Raw genomic sequence first — 19,631 nt, forward strand, 5'->3', positions numbered from 1 at the left:
GACAAGCCGGCTGAATGCGGCGTTATGCAAAAAGGACTCGATGTGGTTAAGAAGGTAGCTTTGATTTTTGTCGTTGTTCTAATACCTGCACTGGCTTGGTCGTATGCAAAGCCGATTAGGTTGCTTTTACCCAATTTAAATGGAATGCAATGTAACGGCGCAATTTGCGTCGAGGACCCCAAGAAAATAGATAAAGCAGCTGATCTGTATGACTCCGCCGTAGCAAATCTAGCTGCTGTACGCATTTCTCTCAGCGCGAGCCCCAACTTCATTTACTGCTCTACTGCAGAGTGCTACGAGTCATTCGGAGGAGGCAGTGAGCGGGCCATTTCATATCCTTTTCTTGGTACGGTAATAGCTCCCGAGTCTTGGCAAAGTTACATCACTCAGCATGAATTGATTCATTGGTTTCAGTTTTCCGAAATTGGGGCAGTTTCGACCATGATGAAACCGGAATGGTTTAGAGAAGGCATGGCGTATGTGTACAGTGGCGCGCCGGAATCAGATATTCCTGAGCATTACCTACCCATGATGGCAAAATACAGCGACTGGCACTCAGGTAAATCTTGGTCTGAAGTAATTCATCAAGCAGGAGATCTCTGACATGTATAACCAAGCCATTAAGTTCACACACTTCGTGCGCCGGACCTCGTTTCACTCGGCCGCTTATGGCGGTCGTTAGCTTTCAAAAGGAGTTTGGTTTGCATTCAGAAGTAACTTTTCCATCGGATAGAATTTTCCTCTCAGGCACGCTTACAGTTCCTAAAGGTGATTCACCGTTATCCTGTGTCATCATGGTTCATGGTAGTGGCGCACAAGATCGAGATGGGAACATCTCAGGTTTTAACAGTCAAATCTTTAAATACATTGCAGAATTTTTAGCGGATAAAGGAATTGCTTCTTTTCGTTATGACAAAAGAGGGTGTGGAAAAAGTGAAGGGAATTTTAAAGTTGCCGGCTTATCTGAAATGGTTAAAGATGCCTGTGCTGCAATAGATTTCATTAGTGAGCAAACAGATGCTATAGATTCAAATAAAATTTACCTGCTTGGACATAGTGAAGGCGCTGTTTTAGCTCCTGAGATCGCATCAAAAAGACATAACCTTGCTGGTATATTGATGTTATGCGCTAGTCTAAGAAGTTTTGAAGAGGACGGAGTTAAAAACGCCGAAGTTTTGAATCGAGATTTAAACAAAATGACAGGTTTAAAAGGAATATTAGCCCGAATGTTCCTATATACTAAAGATCCATTAGGAACCATGACAAAGCTTAGGCACAAGGTTGAAAAAACTAAAGCCAAGCGAATGTGGATTTCTTTTTCTAGGGTGAGTACTAAGTTTTATCGAGAGACGTTTAACTATGACGTTAAATCATTCTTGAAAAATACCAAGCATCCGATTTTAGCGATTGGAGGCAGCAAGGATTTTCAGTGCCATCCAGATGATACACTTTTAATACCAGAAATATCCCCAAGCCAAGCTGATGCTTATATTGTTGAGGGCATGGATCATATGCTTAGGTTTCAAAAAGAAGAGCCTTCGATTTTAAGCTATGCCAATTCATGTAGCTCTCCAATAATGCAAGAAGTTAATGAGACAGTCTATGCATGGATCAGCAACCAGAAAGCTAACAAGCAAATTAATCAGGACAAATAACAGTTGGTTTTTGCTTCTTCGTCGCTTATTTTAACCAACTGTTATTTGCCTATTATTTAGACGTTAACTGTCTCTATCTATGAAAGTTGTAACCTGGAACTGTAATGGAGCACTCAGACGAAAGCTTGCAGAAGCAGATAGCTTGCGAGCTGATGTTTTGGTGGTTCAGGAGTGTGAAGACCCTGCGCTATCGACCCCCGAATATAGAGAGTGGGCCGGTTCTTACTTGTGGGTGGGTGAGTCCAAAAATCGTGGCATCGGAATTTTTCCCCGAAACGGTCATCGAGTTGAAAAATTAGATTGGAGGGGCAGCTTTTCCGTCCCTGGGCTGTTCAGAAAAAGTGAAACGCTGAATTGGAGCACGGAAGATCTCAGGCTTTTTCTCCCTTATACTGTCAACAGAGATTTCACTGTGCTGGCTGTCTGGACGAAGGGGCGTAACGAAGAAGCCTTTGGCTACATGGGGCAATTCTGGAAGTACCTTCAGATTCACCGTGACGATCTTAGCGGGTCAAAGACAGTCATTCTCGGCGATTTTAATAGCAATGTGCGTTGGGATAAGCCGGATAGCTGGTGGAATCACTCAGACGTAGTTGCTGAGCTCGGAGATATGGGTTTCAAGAGCCAGTATCATCGAGTATTCGAGGAAGAGCAGGGTAGTGAAAGCAGTCCAACATTTTTTTTGCAACGGAACCGCGAGAAGGCGTATCACATTGATTATGTTTTTACCTCGTCAGACTTTTCCGAAGAATGTAATTTGCAGGTTGGTCAGCACGACGAGTGGATTTCAATAAGTGACCACGTCCCGTTGACGTTGGACATCAACAGTTAACAATCGGCTGCACAGCGACCGATTTTCCGCCGCTGCGCGGCTCCAAACCGGCGCGTGAGCCGGGCGTTAAGCGCAATCAATCATTACCGAGTATCTATGAACGAGAACATATCAAAATTTCAGGAAATAAAGCTTTTGTTGGCATTCATAAGGCATGCCGATGAAAAAGGTAATGTCGACTTTGAAAAAACTAATATAGGCGAAGACATTGGAAAGATAGCTTGGAATGGAAATTGGATTGACAGTTTGCTCTATAAGCTTAATGAGGCCGGAGTTATTCACTATGAAGAAATCGGAGAGGATGGCTTTAAACCAATTATCATGGCTGGTGTTTCATCCCATACACATGAATATCTGGCGGGCCTTATTGAGTCCGTCAACGAAGAGCATGACGCTCTAGAAAATCGAATTTCAGAAATACTAACATTCAATCCAAAGTTGTTATCAAAAACGATCTCTGACACGCAGGCAAAGCTTGATGAGGTTGCTGCCCATATTGGTGGCAATGAACTTTTAAAACCCATAGAGAAACCACTTAAAGAAATCAGGCATCACTTTCAAAGTGTTAGTGCAGTGTCGTCGAACTACGAAGATATATACAAGAATATAATTCGGCCTGTACAGGAAGAGGGGCGGTCAGGCGTAAAGGCTACGGTAAAGTGGGCTGTAATTAGTATTATTTTGTCTGCTTGCATTTCGCTGGCAATAAACAACTGGAATACAATCAGTGCGCTGCTACAAGGCGCTTAACAAGTCAATCATCTTCGCGCCTACGGCGCCGGACGCAGCAAAGCTGCGCCGGTTATTGAAGCGTTATGAATAGGAGGAGTAATGATTGAAGAGATCGAGTCATGGATATATCAGGTGAACTCCTCACATAAGGAAGTGCGTCGATCTTGCTCCATCTTTGAAGAGCATTTCAACGGTTTCTACTCGCCTGAATTTATGAAAACAGCGTTTTTCGTTGTTACCGACGAAATCCCGAAGCCTGACTTTCCAGGACTCCGGGAAGCAGGTTTAGGAGACTTCATCGACATGGACCTAGCAGGTATTACCTACAATGATACCTATTACATAAAGAAAGAGGCTGCAAACGAGCTTCGGGTTCACTTCCACGAGTTGGTTCATGTGTTGCAGTGGCGAGAGCTCGCTCCTCAAGGTTTCATCGAGCGCTACATTCGAGAGATTCAATATTTTGGGTATAACAACGCTCCGCTGGAAAATATGGCCTATGCCTTAGATGGGCATTACCAAAGCAAGGGACGGCATCTCAGCGTTGAGCAGTTTGTCCGAGAAAATTTATAACAATTCGCGTAACTCGGAGGCACTAAAGTGCGCCGGCGCGCTCCGCGTTAACGTCCGCTGTTGGCACAAAGCAGCCCGGTGAGAAAGAGTTTTAGCTATCGGCTTTTTAGCTGCTTCTCAGTCTTTAGACCTATAATCCTTTCAATTGAAAAGCTAAAAGAAAACTTGATGGCAATGACACGAGATAAACATTTCACTTTAAGAAACAAGATTAGTGAAGCATAGACTTTTAAAAGAGAGTTGATAAAGGCTTGATATAAATGAGATTAAACTAAGAAGAATTGGTCGGCGTGAGAGGATTTGAACCTCCGACCCCTGACACCCCATGACAGTGCGCTACCAAGCTGCGCCACACGCCGACCGTGGAGCGATATGTTACGGATCTGAGGGAATTTAGCAAGGTTTATTGTCACCAATCCCACACGACTGCTGTAAAAATAATCAATCGTTTGTGTTGCTGCTGTCGCGGCTAAAACGTTTTAGATCCTTTAACGCATCAATCAATACCGGAACCGGTGGTTCGGCACCTTTTTTAAGGTCAAAGGTCTGGTTGTCGTAGACACTAAATTGGCCGGTGTTGTCTAAAATCGTAATTTCCGCGGCATCGTAAATAACAATGTAGGGACTATAGGTTTCAACCAGCGGCCAGCGCTCGCCACCTTTAGATAGGTTCTCACCATTACTAAAGCTTTTGGTGCCACCGGCGCACGACATCATGTCACCAAGGGCAGTGGGTACAACATCCATCAAGCCGGCGATTGGCTGTTTTGGCAAGTTAAAGCCACGTTCATACAAAGGTACCGACATATTTTTCGGCATAAACTGTTGCTGCCCAAGCAAAGACTCTGAGTCTGCCGGCGCTAGCGAAGTGACAATGACTTTGTGATTGGCTGTTAACGCAAATAGTTTGTACATGCTTTCAACGTCATCCTGAGATATAAAAATAACGTTAAACTGATTGCGCGGACGTGGGATAAAGTCATCCAGCGCGGTTAACTGCCATTGCTGGTTAAATTGATCCAGCTGCAGGTTGTTTGACCAGTTTTCGGTTTCAATCCAGTGACTTTGCACGCCAAAATCATCCAAGGGTTTTATATAGGCGGGCGTTACCTGCTGGGTTTCAATCGTATCCAGATAAAAGTCGGGCAAACCATACAGCAGCTGGAATAGGCCGCCCTCGCGACTTGGATGGCCTAACATTTGGGTATTCACCGGACTAAGCGGAACCTGGTCGGCAACATAGGCTAACTTTTCCTGGTTCTCGGCATTCAATCGATCGAACACGATAAGAGTAATCGACGTGTCGTCGTTGAGCTTGGTGCACAGCATTTCGTTTTGTGGGTAGCGCAGCTTAATATTATCGGCGGCCATCAGCATCTGCTGCTGAGCTTGATAACTCTCGACGTCGATAACGCCATGCTTGGCCATTAATGTTTTAGCCGTCGTGGGATAAGACAGCGGGAACATATCGTCCTGTTGCGTAATTGGCTCATAAAGCTCCGCATCGGCCCAAACGTGGGTTAAATGGCTGGCAAAAAAGCACAATACAAAAATTGATACGGCAGGTGCTCCAAGGCGGCGTTTTTGCAGTTCTTGTAAGTGTTTCCAGGTGTAATTGGCAATCAGCAGCTCAAAGCCTAGTAAGACCAAAAAGCCCAGCAATACGGCTAAGATGATTAGAAAGCTGGCTCCGGTAAATACCGTTTCTGCATCCTTCGCCATCTGCGCCAGAGAGTAGGCGTTAAGGTGGTAGCCGTACTGACGGAAGAACAATAAGTCGGCTGCCAGAGCGATAATGCCCAACGAGCCGATAAGCGCGGACCAGCCTCTTAATATGCGCGAATAGGGAAGCACCAGGCACAGCGGGAAGATAAGTACGATAAAGAATACAAAAGGCAAAAACGCGAAATGTCCGATCCAGCTAACGATCGTATAAAGAGTGCCTAAAGCCGATTCTGCGGAAGGGGTAGCTTCGATATACAGACTACCGAGTGCCAGACAAAGAATAATATTAATAAAGGTGAACCAGTGTCCCCAACTGATAAGTCGAGCAATTTTATCCCGGCGTTGGTGTTTTCCCATTCTTTATTATTCCCGTGATACACTATTAGCCATTAGTCTAACACAGCGATTTTGCAAGGATAGTCCCACATATGCAACTGCGCATTGAAAACAGCATCATTCATCAATTTTACAGCCACGACGACAAAGTTGGGCTGCGTTTGGCTCCGGAAGCGTTACCTGAAGACGAACAGCTTCATGAATTATTAGAGGAGCTAACCCAAGTTTATACCAATAAACCGGCAAAGGGATACGCGAGCTTTTTGACCGAATCCGATGAGGGCGACAGCGGTCCTTTTCCGGAGCAGCTAAAACAATGGCACGGCGGTCAATTACAGTTTGTTGATTTCAGTCAGCAGGCTGCCAAATTGTTGCTCGAGCAGCTGCAAAACTACAACATGTTGGAGGCTGGTTTTCTATTGGTTACGCGCTACCAGCATTTAAGCACTGATTATTTGTTGGTGGCTTTTTTGCCGGTAAAAGAGGGTGTTTCTATCAATCCAGATTTGGCGGTTAATAAATCGTCGCAGCTGGATATTAATAAGGTGCAACTGGCGGCTCGAATTGATTTAACCGAGTGGGAAACGAATCAGGACAGCGAACGTTACATCTCCTTTATTAAAGGGCGTGTCGGTCGTAAAGTGTCTGACTTTTTCCTGGATTTTCTGGGCTGTACCGAGCGCTTAAATTCAAAGTCGCAAACCCAGACGTTAATTGAAGCGGTCACCGAATATGGCAAAGAATCCGACCTGGAGCCGCAGCAACGGCAGTCTTTAAATGCGGTCGCCTATGAATATTGTGATCAGCAGTGGAAGCAGGGCGAAGATGTTAGCGTAAAGGATTTATCGCAACATTTTGAACAAGCGCAGCCACAGGAGCTGAGCTTTGAAGACTTTAGCCGTGATTATGCAAAACAGCGCGAAGCAGAACTACCTGAAGAGTTTCCGGCAGACAAATCAACATTACGTAAGCTGGTCAAGTTTCAGGGGCAGGGCGGCGGTGTCAGCGTTGGTTTTGATCATACTCAGTTGGGTGAGCGTATAAAGTACGACGTAGCCACTGATACCTTAACAATTCATGGCACACCACCTAATTTGCGTGATCAATTACGGCGTTATTTTGGTATTGATAGTTAGCAAGAGATGAGTGAGAGGCAAAATAAAACGCCGGTGTTTAAACCGGCGTTTTGAGGATAAATACGGTGTTAGGGTAAAACCACTATTTGTCGGTGGTTCCCGGAACAATATTGGAGGCGTGCAAGCCTTTAGGGCCTTGCTCCAATTCAAACTCAACGGTTTGACCTGCTTTGAGAGTGCGGTACCCTTCCATATCGATGGTTGAGTAATGCGCGAAAATGTCACCTTCGCGGTCTTCCGCCTCAATAAAGCCGAAGCCTTTTGAGTTGTTGAACCATTTGACTTTTCCGGTAGCCATACTTCTACTTCCTTCTTTTGCAACAGAGAATGTTTATTATTATGTAAGTGTTGCCGGATCCTGCTTGAAATCCTTAACGAGCAACACCATGTTTTACTCTAGGAAACGCAGTGTAATAGTCAAGCATTTGCGGTGAAAAAATCAACACTTTTGTTAACTTTTTTCGAAAATAGATTGAGAAAGCTCGTAACAAATACACTATAGTGAGAATAGGTTGTTAACTCATGAGTCAGTCTGACCATCAACATCTGCATGATCTTGAAGAAAAAGAAAAACAGGAGCTGAAACCTCCGTCGATGTATAAAGTCATACTTAATAATGATGACTACACACCGATGGACTTCGTTATTGAAGTGTTGTTGAGATTTTTTAAGATGAACCAGGAACGTGCGACTGACACCATGTTGCAGGTGCACTATAAAGGGAAAGCGGTCTGTGGAGTTTACTCCGCAGAAATTGCAGAGACAAAAGTTGTACAGGTCAACCAGTATGCTCGTGAAAACCAGCATCCATTGCTTTGCACAATGGAGCAGGAGTAAACCAGCGTGACCGTAAGGAGTGGTATATGTTGAACAAAGCCCTTGAATTGACGTTAAATGACGCGTTTCGTTTAGCGCGTGAGCGTCATCACGAGTTAATGACGGTAGAGCACCTGTTAGTCGCGTTGCTGGATAATCCGGATGCAGCAGAGGTGTTGCGCGCGTGCGGAACGGAGTTTGACCAGCTAAAAGAAGAGTTACTTAGCTACATAGATCGCAGTACGCCTAGCTTTGAATCTGACGATGAAAGCGTCGACACGCAGCCTACCCTGGGCTTTCAGCGAGTTTTACAACGCGCTGTGTTTCATGTGCAGTCATCGGGTAACGCTGAGGTTACCGGTGCTAATGTGCTGGTCGCGATTTTCAGTGAACAAGAGTCGCAGGCTGTTTATTTATTGAATAAACACGATATTACCCGGCTGGATATTGTTAACTTTATCTCTCATGGCATATCTCGTATGCAGGGCGAAGAAGCGCCGGATGAGCCGTTGGACGAAGAAGAAGCCGCAGAAGTTCAGGAAGAACAACAGAGCCATCTGAAACGCTTTTGCAGCAACCTGAACCTACAAGCGCAGGAAGGCAAGATCGACCCGCTAATTGGTCGCGATCACGAAGTTGAGCGCTGCGCTCAAATTCTGTGTCGTCGTCGCAAAAATAACCCATTGCTGGTGGGTGAAGCGGGCGTTGGTAAAACGGCTATTGCCGAAGGTCTGGCTTATCGCGTGGTTAACAAAGATGTGCCAGAAATTCTCGAAAATGCAGTTATTTACTCATTAGATTTAGGTGGCTTACTGGCAGGAACCAAGTACCGCGGTGACTTTGAAAAGCGCTTTAAGCAGCTGTTAAAAGAGTTAAGCGAAAAGGATGACGCAATACTATTTATTGACGAAATCCACACCATTATCGGCGCGGGTGCGGCCAGTGGTGGGGTGCTTGACGCCTCAAACTTATTGAAACCGCTGCTCTCTAGTGGTCAGCTAAAATGCATTGGCTCAACCACCTACACTGAATTTAAGAACGTGTTTGAGAAAGACAGAGCACTGGTACGCCGCTTCCAGAAAGTGGATGTGGTCGAGCCTTCAGTCGAGGACACCACCAAGATTTTGATGGGCTTAAAGGACCGTTACGAAAGCCACCATGGCATTCGCTATACGCAACCGGCAATAAAAGCCGCAGCAGAACTATCGGCAAAATACATCAATGAACGGCATCTGCCGGACAAAGCTATCGATGTTATGGATGAGGCCGGCGCCTCGCAGCGTTTATTGCCGCCGTCTAAACGGCGTAAGACTGTCGGCGTGCAAGACATTGAGAACATTGTTGCGAAGATTGCACGGATACCGGAGCAATCGGTGTCGAGAACCGACCAAGACGTGTTAAAGCAGCTTGATCGGAACCTTAAAATGGTGGTGTTTGGTCAGGATGAAGCGATTGATAAGCTCACCTCGGCCATCCGTTTGTCGCGCTCCGGCTTGGGCAACGAACATCAGCCAATCGGTTCATTTATGTTTGCCGGTCCTACCGGGGTGGGGAAAACAGAAGTTACCCAACAACTGGCTAAGGCCATGGGCATTGAACTGGTTCGGTTTGATATGTCCGAATATATGGAGCGTCACGCGGTCAGTCGTTTAATTGGTGCACCTCCGGGCTATGTCGGCTTTGATCAGGGCGGCTTGTTAACCGATTCGGTCATCAAACAGCCGCACTGTGTACTGTTACTGGATGAGATTGAAAAAGCTCACCCGGATGTATTCAATATCTTATTACAAGTAATGGATAACGGTACGCTGACGGATAACAACGGGCGCAAGGCAGACTTCCGCAATGTCATCATTGTTATGACAACCAACGCGGGTGTGCGTGAGACGGTTCGCAAGTCTATTGGCTTTAAGCAGCAGGATCACAGCCACGATGCGATGGCCGAAATTAACCGCACCTTTACGCCGGAATTCCGAAATCGTCTGGATGGTATTGTCTGGTTTAATCACCTTAGTGAAGAAATTATCAAGCAGGTGGTTGATAAGTTTATTACCGAATTGCAGGCGCAACTGGATCGTAAGGGTGTCTCATTGCAAGTTGATCAAGGCGCAATTGATTGGTTAGCCGAGAAAGGCTATGACAAGCAGATGGGCGCACGTCCAATGAGTCGAGTGATTCAGGAGCACGTGAAAAAACCGCTTGCCAATGAAATCTTGTTCGGTCAACTGGCCAGAGGCGGTAGCGTCAAAGTCTCGAAAAGCTCAGATGGTGAATTGAGTTTTGACTATGACAGCAGTAGCCAGGCGGTAGAAAGTTAACGCCTGAACGCCGGGCTAGAAGCAAAAAAAAGCTGCTCATTTGAGCAGCTTTTTTTATTGGTACTTGTTAACGAGCGCGGAAGACGATGCGACCTTTACTAAGGTCATAAGGAGTTAACTGAACCGTCACCGTATCACCTGTCAAAATACGGATGTAGTGCTTACGCATTTTACCTGAGATATGCGCAGTAACGACGTGTCCGTTTTCTAGCTCAACACGGAACATTGTATTGGGCAGGGTTTCCAATACGGTGCCCTGCATCTCAATGCTGTCTTCTTTCGCCATTAATATCCTCTGATTTTTGGTTGTTGTACGATTTTTCGTACGGATAACTTAAAGTGTGTGCGATTTTACCGCTTTTTTCCACTGATTGCCAATGAGTCGTTCGTTTGGCGTAAAACGGGCCTTGTAGTTCATTTTGTCACAGTCATCGATTTGGTAGCCAAGGTATAAAAATGGCTTGTTTTGCTGCTGACACAGTTCAATTAGCTGTAAAATTGAAAAAGTACCCAGTGACCGTTTGTGCTGATCCGGTGCAAAAAAGGTGTACATGGCTGATAATGCGTCAGGAACGGTGTCGATTACCGACACCATGACCAGCTTGTTGTCGGCATCGCGCCATTCAACATAACGGGTTGTCATCCAATCGCAGTGGCACCAATGCCAGAACGCCTTAGCATCGGGTGGATACATGCCACCATCTTTATGGCGTTGCTCAATAAAGTCACAGAACAGAGCGTCATAATCGCTGCCGGGCTTGGTCACAATCGTGCGCTGTAAGTCGCTGTTTTTATTAATCACGCGTAGTTGGTTTTTACTCGGTTTAAACTCATTGGCCAATACGCGTAATGACTGACATGCCTGGCATAACGCACAGTAAGGCCGATACACCTCATTGTGAGAACGGCGAAAACCATGGGTTAATAAATGTTGGTAAAGCGCTACCGACATTGGCGGTTGCTCATCAGTGATCGCAACCAGCAGTCGTTCATTGCGGTCCGGCAGGTAACCGCACTTTGTTTCGCGAGTAATGCCGAATTGCAGTGTCATGTGATTGAAACCTCGAGTTCTCGCGGTGACCAGAAGCCAGCGGGAAGGTTAGCTTGCTGCGCTAACTGCAGTTGTAATAAAAACTTATCCCTATCAATATTGCGTGCCCCCAGCGAGCTTAGGTGAGGGTTAGCCACCTGGCAGTCGATAAGCTGACCACTGGCTCGACCAAATTCCTGAGCAAAAACCGATAAAGCGATTTTAGACGCATTGGTATAGGTGTGAAACATGCTTTCGCCACAAAACGCCCGTCCAACAGAAATGCCGTACAAACCGCCGACGATTTTATCGTCGAGCCACACCTCTACGGAATGAGCATGACCCAATTGACTGAGTCGCAGGTAGGCATTGTACATCTCGTCGGTTATCCAGGTGCCTTCGTGCTCGCGGGTAGTGGCGCAGCCTTCGATAACGCGTTCAAAGTCATGATTAATAGTAACCCGCCAGGGCAGCTTGCGACTGGCTTTTTTCAAGCTCTTAGAAATATGAATCTGGTCCGGGAAAAATACGGCTCGTGGATTAGGCGACCACCAGAGAATTGGGTCACCATCGCCAAACCACGGAAAAATACCATGCCGGTAGGCGTGCATCAGACGCTCGGGTGATAAATCGCCACCGACAGCGAGTAGCCCGTTAGGCTCGTATAACGCTGTCGCTGGCGGAGGAAAGCTGATTGAGCGACTGTTTAACTGCACAATCATAGGCGCTCAATCTCCTGCATTTATTTTGTTAGAGCATCAAGGTAACGTTCCGCATCGAGTGCAGCCATACAACCGCTGCCAGCAGAAGTAATTGCCTGACGGTAAACATGGTCCATAACATCGCCAGCGGCAAATACGCCCGGGATGCTGGTGGCTGTGGCGTTGCCTTCTAAACCACTTTGTACCTGAATATAACCGTTGTTCATCTCTAACTGGCCATCAAAGATACCGGTGTTAGGTTGGTGACCGATAGCGATAAAGCAGCCAGCTACATCAAGCTCTTTATAGCTGCCTTCGTTAGTGTCTTTAATGCGGACACCGGTGACACCCATTTCATCACCCAGAACTTCGTCCAGAGTTTTGTTCAGGTGGAAGACGACATTACCGTTTTGCTCTTTCTCATGCAGGCGATCGACCAGGATCTTTTCTGCACGGAAAGTATCGCGACGGTGAATAACATGGACTTCACTGGCTATGTTCGACAGGTATAGTGCTTCTTCGACTGCGGTGTTACCGCCGCCAACAACACACACCTTTTGCTTTTTATAAAAGAAACCATCGCAAGTCGCACAGGCCGAAACACCTTTACCCATAAAGGCTTCTTCGGAATCTAAGCCAAGGTATTTTGCCGAGGCTCCGGTGCTGATAATAACCGAGTCTGCGGTGTACTCACCGACATCGCCTTTAAGCCGGAAAGGGCGCTCCGAAAAGTCGACGCTATTAATGTGGTCGAATACGATTTCGGTATTAAAACGCTCGGCATGTTGCTGCATGCGAACCATTAAATCAGGACCTGTCAGGCCTTCGGCATCGCCCGGCCAGTTTTCAACATCAGTGGTCGTGGTTAACTGACCACCTTGTTGCATGCCGGTGACCATAACTGGGTCAAGGTTGGCGCGAGCGGCATAAACCGCGGCTGTGTAGCCGGCGGGGCCGGATCCTAAAATTAATAATTTGCAGTGTTTGGCGTCGGCCATTGGATACTCCTAACCTCTTTGTTCGTTACAATATTTAATAAGTTATTGGGGTCGATTGTAGGGTTTGCAAGGCTGAGCGACAAGAGCGAAAACAAAAAAGCCTGCGCGAGTGCAGGCCTTTTATTAGTTATTTAGCTCGTCGCGTTAATTACGCTTGCAACGCGTCGCGAGGGTCCTGGTAATCCAGCCCTAACTTTTCGCCTAAATCGTCGTGCACGGCTTTGTAAGTAATCTTGCCTTTATGCATGTTCAGACCACGCAACAGGTGATCGTTTTCTAACATCGCTTTCAAACCCTTGTTAGCCAACGCGATGCCGTAAGGCAATGTTGCATTGTTCAGTGCAATGGTTGAGGTACGGGCAACGCCGCCTGGCATATTAGCAACACAGTAGTGAACTACGTCGTCAACGATATAAACCGGATCCTGGTGGGTAGTCGCTTTAGCCGTCTCAAAGCAGCCGCCCTGATCGATAGCGACGTCAACCAACACTGAGCCTGGCTTCATATTTTTGATGTTGTCACGGGTAAGCAGCTTAGGTGCTGCAGCGCCCGGGATTAACACGGCGCCGACCACAAGGTCTGCTTCGCGAGAATATTTGTCGATAGCATCTACCGTTGAGTAAACGGTTTGAACACGACCGGCAAAAATATCATCAAGCTCACGCAAGCGTGGTAATGACCGATCCAGAATAGTTACTTCGGCACCAAGGCCAATCGCCATTTTCGCTGCGTTAGTGCCGACAACACCACCGCCAATGATCAAAACTTTACCTGGAGCAACACCTGGTACGCCGCCTAACAGGGTACCGCTACCGCCGTGAACTTTTTCCAGGTAATGGGCGCCTGCCTGAATCGACATACGGCCGGCGACTTCACTCATTGGTGCTAATAATGGTAAACCATTGCGAGTGTCAGTAACGGTTTCGTAGGCAATAGCAGTACAGCCTGATTTACCCAACAGTTCTGTTTGGGTAGGGTCTGGGGCCAGGTGCAGGAAGGTATACAAGATTTGACCTTCACGCAGCATTTTGCACTCATTAGGCTGTGGTTCTTTTACTTTTACAATCATATCCGCTTGAGCAAAAATCTCTTCTGGCGTGTCGATGATTTTAGCCCCGGCTTCCAGGTATTGGTCATTGGTAAAACCAATTGCCGCACCGCCGTTATTTTCAACAATAACGTCGTGACCATTTTCAACATATTCGCGCACTGCTGCAGGAGTTAAACCAATACGATACTCATGGTTTTTAATTTCTTTAGGAACACCAATTAGCATTTCACAGCCTCTAAATTAAGGTTTTTAGTACAGTGGATTAATGGCGCAAATTATAGACGGAAAGGGCAGTGTATGACGTACTTTTTTTAGGGGCTAAAACCGTGTTATATTTGGCTATTGATTTAAATAATAAATAAAAATTATGTTTATTGCTGAAGAACCCGCAGAAATCACTATTGACAGAATTGACCGGAAGATCCTGCGCATTTTGCAAGGCGACGGTCGTATATCTAACGTCGCACTGGCCCGACAGGTGGGCCTGAGCGCCACTGCTTGTCTGGAGAGAGTTCGCAAGTTAGAGCGCGAGGGAGTGATTGAGCATTATTACGCGAAAATTAACCCGGCAAAACTGGGTGCTAACCTCATGGTGTTCGTCGAAATAACATTAACCCGCACTTCTGCTGATGCTTTCGCCGAATTTAGTGAGGCAGCCCGTAAAACCGATGAAATTCTTGAGTGTCACCTGGTTGCCGGAGATTTCGATTTCCTGATTAAAGCTCGGGTTCCCGATATGCGTGCTTACCGAAAACTGTTGGGTGAAACACTGTTAATGATGCCCGGTGTGGATGAATCGCGTACTTATGTGGTCATGGAAGAAGTGAAGCAAGAAAATAAAGTATTAGTAAAGGGCTAACATTCGGCGTCAGTTTCGCTACAATCGAAGCATCAGCAGGATATAACAACTATAACAGGATCTATTTTACGCACTATGACAGGTGTACAAAGATTACTCGAAGCAGGTTTATTGCTCAGCGGAGCACTGGCGATATTTATTTTTTTATCGCTGGTGAGTTTTAATCCGGCCGATCCGAGCTGGTCACAAACAGGTTTCGAGGGCTCTATTAATAACGCGGGAGGTGCTATTGGCGCCTGGACCGCGGACGTCCTGTTATTTACCTTTGGTTTTGTGGCCTATTTAATTCCGTTCGCTTTTGCCGGGCTTGGCTACCTTATCTTCCGTCAGACGCACCGACTACTGGAACTTGATTACCTGGCCGTTAGTTTACGCCTGGTTGGCGCATTGTTGACGTTAATTGGGGCCTCGGCTTTATCCTCAATTAACTTTGATGATATTTATTACTTTTCCGCCGGCGGTATCTTCGGCGATGTCATTGCCGCGTCTTTATTGCCTTATCTCAATTTTGTCGGCTCGACATTGTTGCTGTTAACGTTTTTAGCCACGGGTTTAACTCTGGTAACCGGAGTTAGCTGGCTTTATATCGCGGACCGGCTGGGTGAGTGGACCATTAACGGTGTGCTGTGGCTGGTCGAAAAAGTCAGCAAGACCTGGAATAACCGCAGCAGCGAGAGCGACAAGCCAAACAAAAAAGGCGCGGATGACGCTGCGGCCCCCGATGATAGCCTGTTAGCCATAGACAGCGACGAAAAAGGTCGTGCCGATGAACCTGAGGTTGACCTTGAGGGCTTGTTTGGCAAAGACGAATCGGCTGACGACCGGGCAGAACCAACTTTGGATTTACCGTCGTTAAATGCACTTGACGATGAAGACGGGGATAATCAGCAGCCGCCTAAGTTTTCAAAGCAAGCAGCAGAAACCAAACCAGATATTAAAAAAGCAGAGTCAAAAGGTGCATCCACCGCGTTGACCGTGACAGAACAAGAAGACTCTGATCTGACTAAGCTACCCTCTATAGAGTTATTGGATAGACCCAATAAGAAAGAGCATCCAGTCACCCAGGAAGAACTCGAACAAGTATCGCGCACAGTCGAAACCGTACTTAAGGATTTTGGTGTTGATGTGACGGTCGCGCACGTTCAACCAGGCCCGGTGATTACCCGATTTGAACTCGATTTAGCGCCGGGTGTGAAGGTTTCTAAAATTTCTAACCTGGCAAAAGATATCGCCCGCACCTTATCCGCAGTGGCGGTACGTGTGGTCGAAGTTATCCCGGGCAAATCCTACGTTGGCTTAGAGTTACCGAACAAACACCGCGAAGTGGTGCAGTTGAGCGAAGTGATTAACTGCGATGCGTTTCAGAATAGTCAGTCTCCGTTAACCATGATTTTAGGTAAAAACATTGCCGGTAATCCGGTGGTGGTAGACCTAGCTAAAATGCCACATTTATTGGTAGCTGGTACCACTGGCTCCGGCAAATCGGTTGGCGTTAACGTCATGATCTTGAGCCTGCTGTACAAAAGCACACCCGAAGATGTGCGCTTGATCATGATTGACCCGAAAATGCTCGAACTGTCGGTTTACGAAGGTATTCCACACCTGCTGACCGAAGTGGTCACCGATATGAAAGACGCTGCCAACTCGTTGCGCTGGTGTGTTGGCGAAATGGAGCGACGTTATAAGTTAATGTCGGCCCTTGGGGTGCGTAATTTAAAAGGGTATAACGCAAAAGTAGCGGCAGCGAAGGAGCAGGGTAAACCACTGCGGGATCCCATCTGGAAACCGGGCGATTCAATGGATGAATTGCCGCCAGAGCTGGAAAAATTACCGAACATTGTGGTGGTTATCGACGAATTTGCCGACATGATGATGATCGTCGGTAAGAAAGTGGAAGAGCTTATCGCACGTATTGCACAGAAAGCCCGTGCGGCCGGTATCCATCTGATACTGGCGACCCAGCGTCCGTCAGTAGACGTTATAACCGGTCTGATAAAAGCGAATATTCCGACCCGAATTGCCTTTCAGGTTTCATCTAAAGTGGACTCGCGCACGATCCTCGATCAGCCGGGCGCTGATCAGTTGTTGGGGCAGGGCGATATGTTGTACTTGCCGCCGGGCAGTGGCTCGCCGGTGCGGGTTCACGGTGCCTTTGTAGACGATCACGAAGTGCACGCCGTTGTCGCCGACTGGAAAAAACGCGGCTCGCCTAATTATCTGGAAGAGATATTGTCCGGAGACCAGGGCGATGAAGCCCTATTGCCGGGCGAGCAAAACGAAGATGATGATGCCGAATCGGACCCGCTTTATGATGATGCGGTTGCTTTTGTTACCGAGACACAGCGGGTGTCAGTATCCAGTGTTCAGCGAAAATTCCGGATTGGGTATAACCGAGCAGCGCGAATTGTCGAACAAATGGAGACAAGTGGTGTCGTAAGTCGTGCCGGCAATAATGGCCAGCGTGACGTTATCGCACCTCCACCGGCGCGCTAACAGCCAATAAAAGGAATGCACATGTTAAAAGAAGTAGTGTCTGGTGTTAGTTTGTCGTTGCTGATGTTTATTGGCTCAACCAGCCAGGCTTTTGCCCAGGACAATAACCTTTCAGCGAAGCAACAAGTACAAGAAAAGTTAGCTAAAATGCAGAGCTTGTCAGCAGACTTTAGCCAAACGGTAACCGCTGATAACGGCGATATGCTGCAGCAGTTAACCGGTGAGCTGGCGATTCAGCGCCCTAACAAGCTGCGCTGGCGGACAGATCCACCGGACGATACCTTAATGATCGCTTCCGGCGATACTGTTTGGTATTACAACCCGTTTGTAGAGCAAGTAACGCTGTATCGACAAGACGATGCAGCAGCCAATAGCCCGATGTTATTGCTATTGACCGGTAGCGAAGCCCAGTGGCAGGACTATCGGGTGTCAGTAACGGGTGAGGACCAATATTTAGTCGAACAGATTGAAGGCAGTAACTCGCTGCAACTGACTTTTGCGGACGATGTGTTACAGCAAATACGTCTAAAGCAGGAGCAGGGCGATACCATTGAGCTAAGTTTGCAGGATGTCGCTATTAATCCGTCGCTGAAGGCAGATTTGTTCCATTTTGATATCCCTGACGGGGTGGACGTGGATGACCAACGATAGCCTTGGATTAGACTTTAGTCCGGACTTTCAGCCGTTAGCAGCAAGGCTAAGGGCGCGTCAGCTCGGTGATTATGTTGGCCAGCAACATTTATTGGCGGTCGGTAAACCCTTGCGCACTGCCGTAGAGCAGGGTCATTTACATTCAATGATCTTATGGGGCCCGCCCGGCACCGGGAAAACTACGCTGGCAGAGCTTATTGCGGCTCATGCGAATGCAACGGTTAGTCGACTGAGCGCTGTTACTTCCGGCGTTAAAGATATCCGACAAGCGATCGAAGAAGCGAAAGCACGAGCGCAACAACAAGGTACCCGAACCCTATTATTTGTGGACGAGGTGCACCGTTTTAATAAAAGCCAGCAAGACGCTTTTTTGCCGCATATTGAAGATGGCACCGTGGTATTTATCGGTGCAACCACCGAGAACCCCGGCTTTGAACTGAATAACGCACTGTTGTCCAGAGCTCGTGTCTACCGTTTACAGGCGCTGACAAAGGATGATTTAGAGCAACTGCTTGAGCGTGCTTTAACGGATACTGAACGAGGCCTGGGTAGCCGTCAGTTGCAATTAGACGAGCAAGCCAGGGCCAGATTACTGGATCTGGCCGGCGGGGATGCGCGACGGTTGCTGAATTACCTGGAAGTGGTGGCTGATTATCTGCCGTTAGATGAGCAACAGGTAACGGTTGAGATGGTCACGGATGCTATTGGCGAAAAAGCCACTGCCTTTGATCATCAAGGCGATCATTTTTACGATATTCTATCGGCGTTTCATAAATCGGTACGAGGTTCATCGCCGGATGGTGCGCTATTTTGGTATGCTCGTTTGTTAGTCGGTGGCGGCGATCCGCTGGTGATTGCCCGGCGGCTGTTGGCGATTGCTTCAGAAGATATTGGTAACGCTGACCCGCGTGCTATGCAGCTCGCGTTAAATGCCTGGGATACCTTTCACAGAGTGGGTCCCGCAGAGGGTGAACGGGCGATTGCTCAAGCGGTAATTTACTGTGCCTGTGCGGCAAAAAGTAATGCCGTCTATAATGCCTTTAAACAAGCCTTACGCACGGCTAAAGAATATGGTGACAGCGAGGTGCCGGAGCATCTGCGCAATGCGCCGACTAAGGTTCATAAAGAGCAGGGCTATGGCGATGATTATAAGTATGCGCATGATTACCCCAATGCCTATGTGGCCGGAGAGCAGTATTTACCGGATGAGTTAGCGGATACGCGCTTTTACCAACCCAACGAACGCGGTTTAGAAATAAAAATAAAAGAAAAACTATTAAGACTGCAGTCACTGGATGAACGCAGCCCCTGGGCGCGAGGCAGAGATAATGGCGCATCTTAGTGCTTTGCTATGGGTTGCTTTGGGTGGTGCGATTGGTGCAGGAGCACGCTATGCAGTTAGTTTAGCGCTAATCAGTCACGCGCCGCGGTTCCCTTTTGCGACGTTGACCGTTAACATATTGGGCTCTTTTTTATTGGGCCTGTTGTTTGCCTATACGCAACAGCAGTCGGTAGCAGAAAGCTGGCGATTGTTTATCGGTGTTGGTGTACTCGGTGCTTTTACCACGTTCTCGACCTTCTCGGTGGAAGTGGTAGCAATGATGGCACAAGGCGAGTTGGCAAAAGCACTGCTGCACGTTGGTCTTAATGTAATACTTTGTGTCGCGGCAGTTGTTGTCGCGATGATGTTGATGAACAGTTTGTTGAATATCTCAGTTAAGTAGG

The 19,631-nt window shown here is 47.2% G+C and carries 20 protein-coding genes and 1 tRNA gene; 13 read left to right on the forward strand and 8 right to left on the reverse strand.

The window, feature by feature from the left end:
* The first annotated feature begins 24 nt into the window (after window positions 1–24).
* The 5 genes from CWI81_RS02955 to CWI81_RS02975 all read left to right on the forward strand — a co-directional run bounded on the left by CWI81_RS02955 (window position 25) and on the right by CWI81_RS02975 (window position 3,792).
* Window positions 25–603: a hypothetical protein gene (locus CWI81_RS02955; protein ID WP_126783735.1), complete on the forward strand. Its 579-nt coding sequence runs from the start codon at window positions 25–27 to the stop codon at window positions 601–603.
* Window positions 604–701: 98 nt separating this feature from the next.
* Window positions 702–1,655, forward strand: coding sequence for an alpha/beta hydrolase (locus CWI81_RS02960; RefSeq protein ID WP_241970329.1), 954 nt, complete (start codon window positions 702–704; stop codon window positions 1,653–1,655).
* Between the two features lie 79 nt (window positions 1,656–1,734).
* Window positions 1,735–2,487 (forward strand): endonuclease/exonuclease/phosphatase family protein, encoded by a 753-nt coding sequence (locus CWI81_RS02965; RefSeq protein WP_126783737.1) that lies wholly within the window; start codon window positions 1,735–1,737, stop codon window positions 2,485–2,487.
* Between the two features lie 96 nt (window positions 2,488–2,583).
* Complete coding sequence (locus tag CWI81_RS02970; protein ID WP_126783738.1) at window positions 2,584–3,237, forward strand: hypothetical protein; 654 nt, start codon at window positions 2,584–2,586, stop codon at window positions 3,235–3,237.
* Between the two features lie 81 nt (window positions 3,238–3,318).
* Complete coding sequence (locus tag CWI81_RS02975) at window positions 3,319–3,792, forward strand: hypothetical protein (protein WP_126783739.1); 474 nt, start codon at window positions 3,319–3,321, stop codon at window positions 3,790–3,792.
* 282 nt (window positions 3,793–4,074) lie between these two features.
* On the opposite strand, the gene CWI81_RS02980 is transcribed toward CWI81_RS02975, so the two are convergent.
* Window positions 4,075–4,151, reverse strand: a tRNA-Pro gene (locus tag CWI81_RS02980).
* Between the two features lie 82 nt (window positions 4,152–4,233).
* Entirely contained in the window at window positions 4,234–5,874 is a 1,641-nt protein-coding gene (locus CWI81_RS02985; protein ID WP_126783740.1) for a DUF3413 domain-containing protein, read from the reverse strand.
* Between the two features lie 71 nt (window positions 5,875–5,945).
* Between CWI81_RS02985 and yejK the strand changes: the two genes are divergently transcribed.
* Entirely contained in the window at window positions 5,946–6,989 is a 1,044-nt protein-coding gene (gene yejK, locus CWI81_RS02990) for a nucleoid-associated protein YejK (protein WP_126783741.1), read from the forward strand.
* Between the two features lie 82 nt (window positions 6,990–7,071).
* On the opposite strand, the gene cspD is transcribed toward yejK, so the two are convergent.
* Complete coding sequence (gene cspD, locus CWI81_RS02995) at window positions 7,072–7,287, reverse strand: cold shock domain-containing protein CspD (protein WP_126783742.1); 216 nt, start codon at window positions 7,285–7,287, stop codon at window positions 7,072–7,074.
* Between the two features lie 224 nt (window positions 7,288–7,511).
* Here cspD and clpS point away from each other — a divergent pair, with 224 nt between their 5' ends.
* Complete coding sequence (clpS, locus tag CWI81_RS03000; RefSeq protein ID WP_126783743.1) at window positions 7,512–7,826, forward strand: ATP-dependent Clp protease adapter ClpS; 315 nt, start codon at window positions 7,512–7,514, stop codon at window positions 7,824–7,826.
* Window positions 7,827–7,852: 26 nt separating this feature from the next.
* Window positions 7,853–10,123: an ATP-dependent Clp protease ATP-binding subunit ClpA gene (gene clpA, locus CWI81_RS03005; protein WP_126783744.1), complete on the forward strand. Its 2,271-nt coding sequence runs from the start codon at window positions 7,853–7,855 to the stop codon at window positions 10,121–10,123.
* 67 nt (window positions 10,124–10,190) lie between these two features.
* On the opposite strand, the gene infA is transcribed toward clpA, so the two are convergent.
* The 5 genes from infA to ald form a co-directional block, all read right to left on the reverse strand.
* A complete protein-coding gene (gene infA / locus CWI81_RS03010) occupies window positions 10,191–10,409 on the reverse strand; it encodes a translation initiation factor IF-1 (protein ID WP_105306291.1) in 219 nt (72 codons plus the stop codon).
* Between the two features lie 48 nt (window positions 10,410–10,457).
* A complete protein-coding gene (locus CWI81_RS03015) occupies window positions 10,458–11,174 on the reverse strand; it encodes an arginyltransferase (RefSeq protein WP_198678637.1) in 717 nt (238 codons plus the stop codon).
* Window positions 11,171–11,875, reverse strand: coding sequence for a leucyl/phenylalanyl-tRNA--protein transferase (gene aat / locus CWI81_RS03020; RefSeq protein WP_126783745.1), 705 nt, complete (start codon window positions 11,873–11,875; stop codon window positions 11,171–11,173). Before aat ends, CWI81_RS03015 begins: the two co-directional genes overlap by 4 nt.
* Window positions 11,876–11,895: 20 nt before the next feature.
* A complete protein-coding gene (trxB, locus tag CWI81_RS03025) occupies window positions 11,896–12,852 on the reverse strand; it encodes a thioredoxin-disulfide reductase (protein WP_126783746.1) in 957 nt (318 codons plus the stop codon).
* Between the two features lie 148 nt (window positions 12,853–13,000).
* Window positions 13,001–14,128, reverse strand: a complete 1,128-nt coding sequence (gene ald / locus CWI81_RS03030; protein ID WP_126783747.1) for an alanine dehydrogenase — start codon at window positions 14,126–14,128, stop codon at window positions 13,001–13,003.
* A 142-nt stretch (window positions 14,129–14,270) separates the two neighbouring features.
* Here ald and lrp point away from each other — a divergent pair, with 142 nt between their 5' ends.
* The 5 genes from lrp to crcB all read left to right on the forward strand — a co-directional run bounded on the left by lrp (window position 14,271) and on the right by crcB (window position 19,630).
* Window positions 14,271–14,762, forward strand: coding sequence for a leucine-responsive transcriptional regulator Lrp (gene lrp / locus CWI81_RS03035; RefSeq protein ID WP_126783748.1), 492 nt, complete (start codon window positions 14,271–14,273; stop codon window positions 14,760–14,762).
* A 75-nt stretch (window positions 14,763–14,837) separates the two neighbouring features.
* The gene (locus CWI81_RS03040; protein ID WP_126783749.1) at window positions 14,838–17,255 is read left to right on the forward strand and encodes a DNA translocase FtsK; all 2,418 of its coding nucleotides are present in this window, start codon (window positions 14,838–14,840) and stop codon (window positions 17,253–17,255) included.
* A 21-nt stretch (window positions 17,256–17,276) separates the two neighbouring features.
* A complete protein-coding gene (gene lolA, locus CWI81_RS03045; protein WP_157983290.1) occupies window positions 17,277–17,906 on the forward strand; it encodes an outer membrane lipoprotein periplasmic chaperone LolA in 630 nt (209 codons plus the stop codon).
* Window positions 17,893–19,248, forward strand: a complete 1,356-nt coding sequence (locus tag CWI81_RS03050; RefSeq protein WP_126783751.1) for a replication-associated recombination protein A — start codon at window positions 17,893–17,895, stop codon at window positions 19,246–19,248. The genes lolA and CWI81_RS03050 overlap by 14 nt, the downstream gene beginning before the upstream one ends.
* Window positions 19,235–19,630, forward strand: a complete 396-nt coding sequence (gene crcB, locus CWI81_RS03055) for a fluoride efflux transporter CrcB (RefSeq protein WP_126783752.1) — start codon at window positions 19,235–19,237, stop codon at window positions 19,628–19,630. The genes CWI81_RS03050 and crcB overlap by 14 nt, the downstream gene beginning before the upstream one ends.
* Window position 19,631: the final 1 nt, after the last annotated feature.

This window comes from Idiomarina seosinensis, assembly GCF_003987275.1.
In the GTDB taxonomy this organism is placed as follows: Bacteria; Pseudomonadota; Gammaproteobacteria; order Enterobacterales; family Alteromonadaceae; genus Idiomarina; species Idiomarina seosinensis.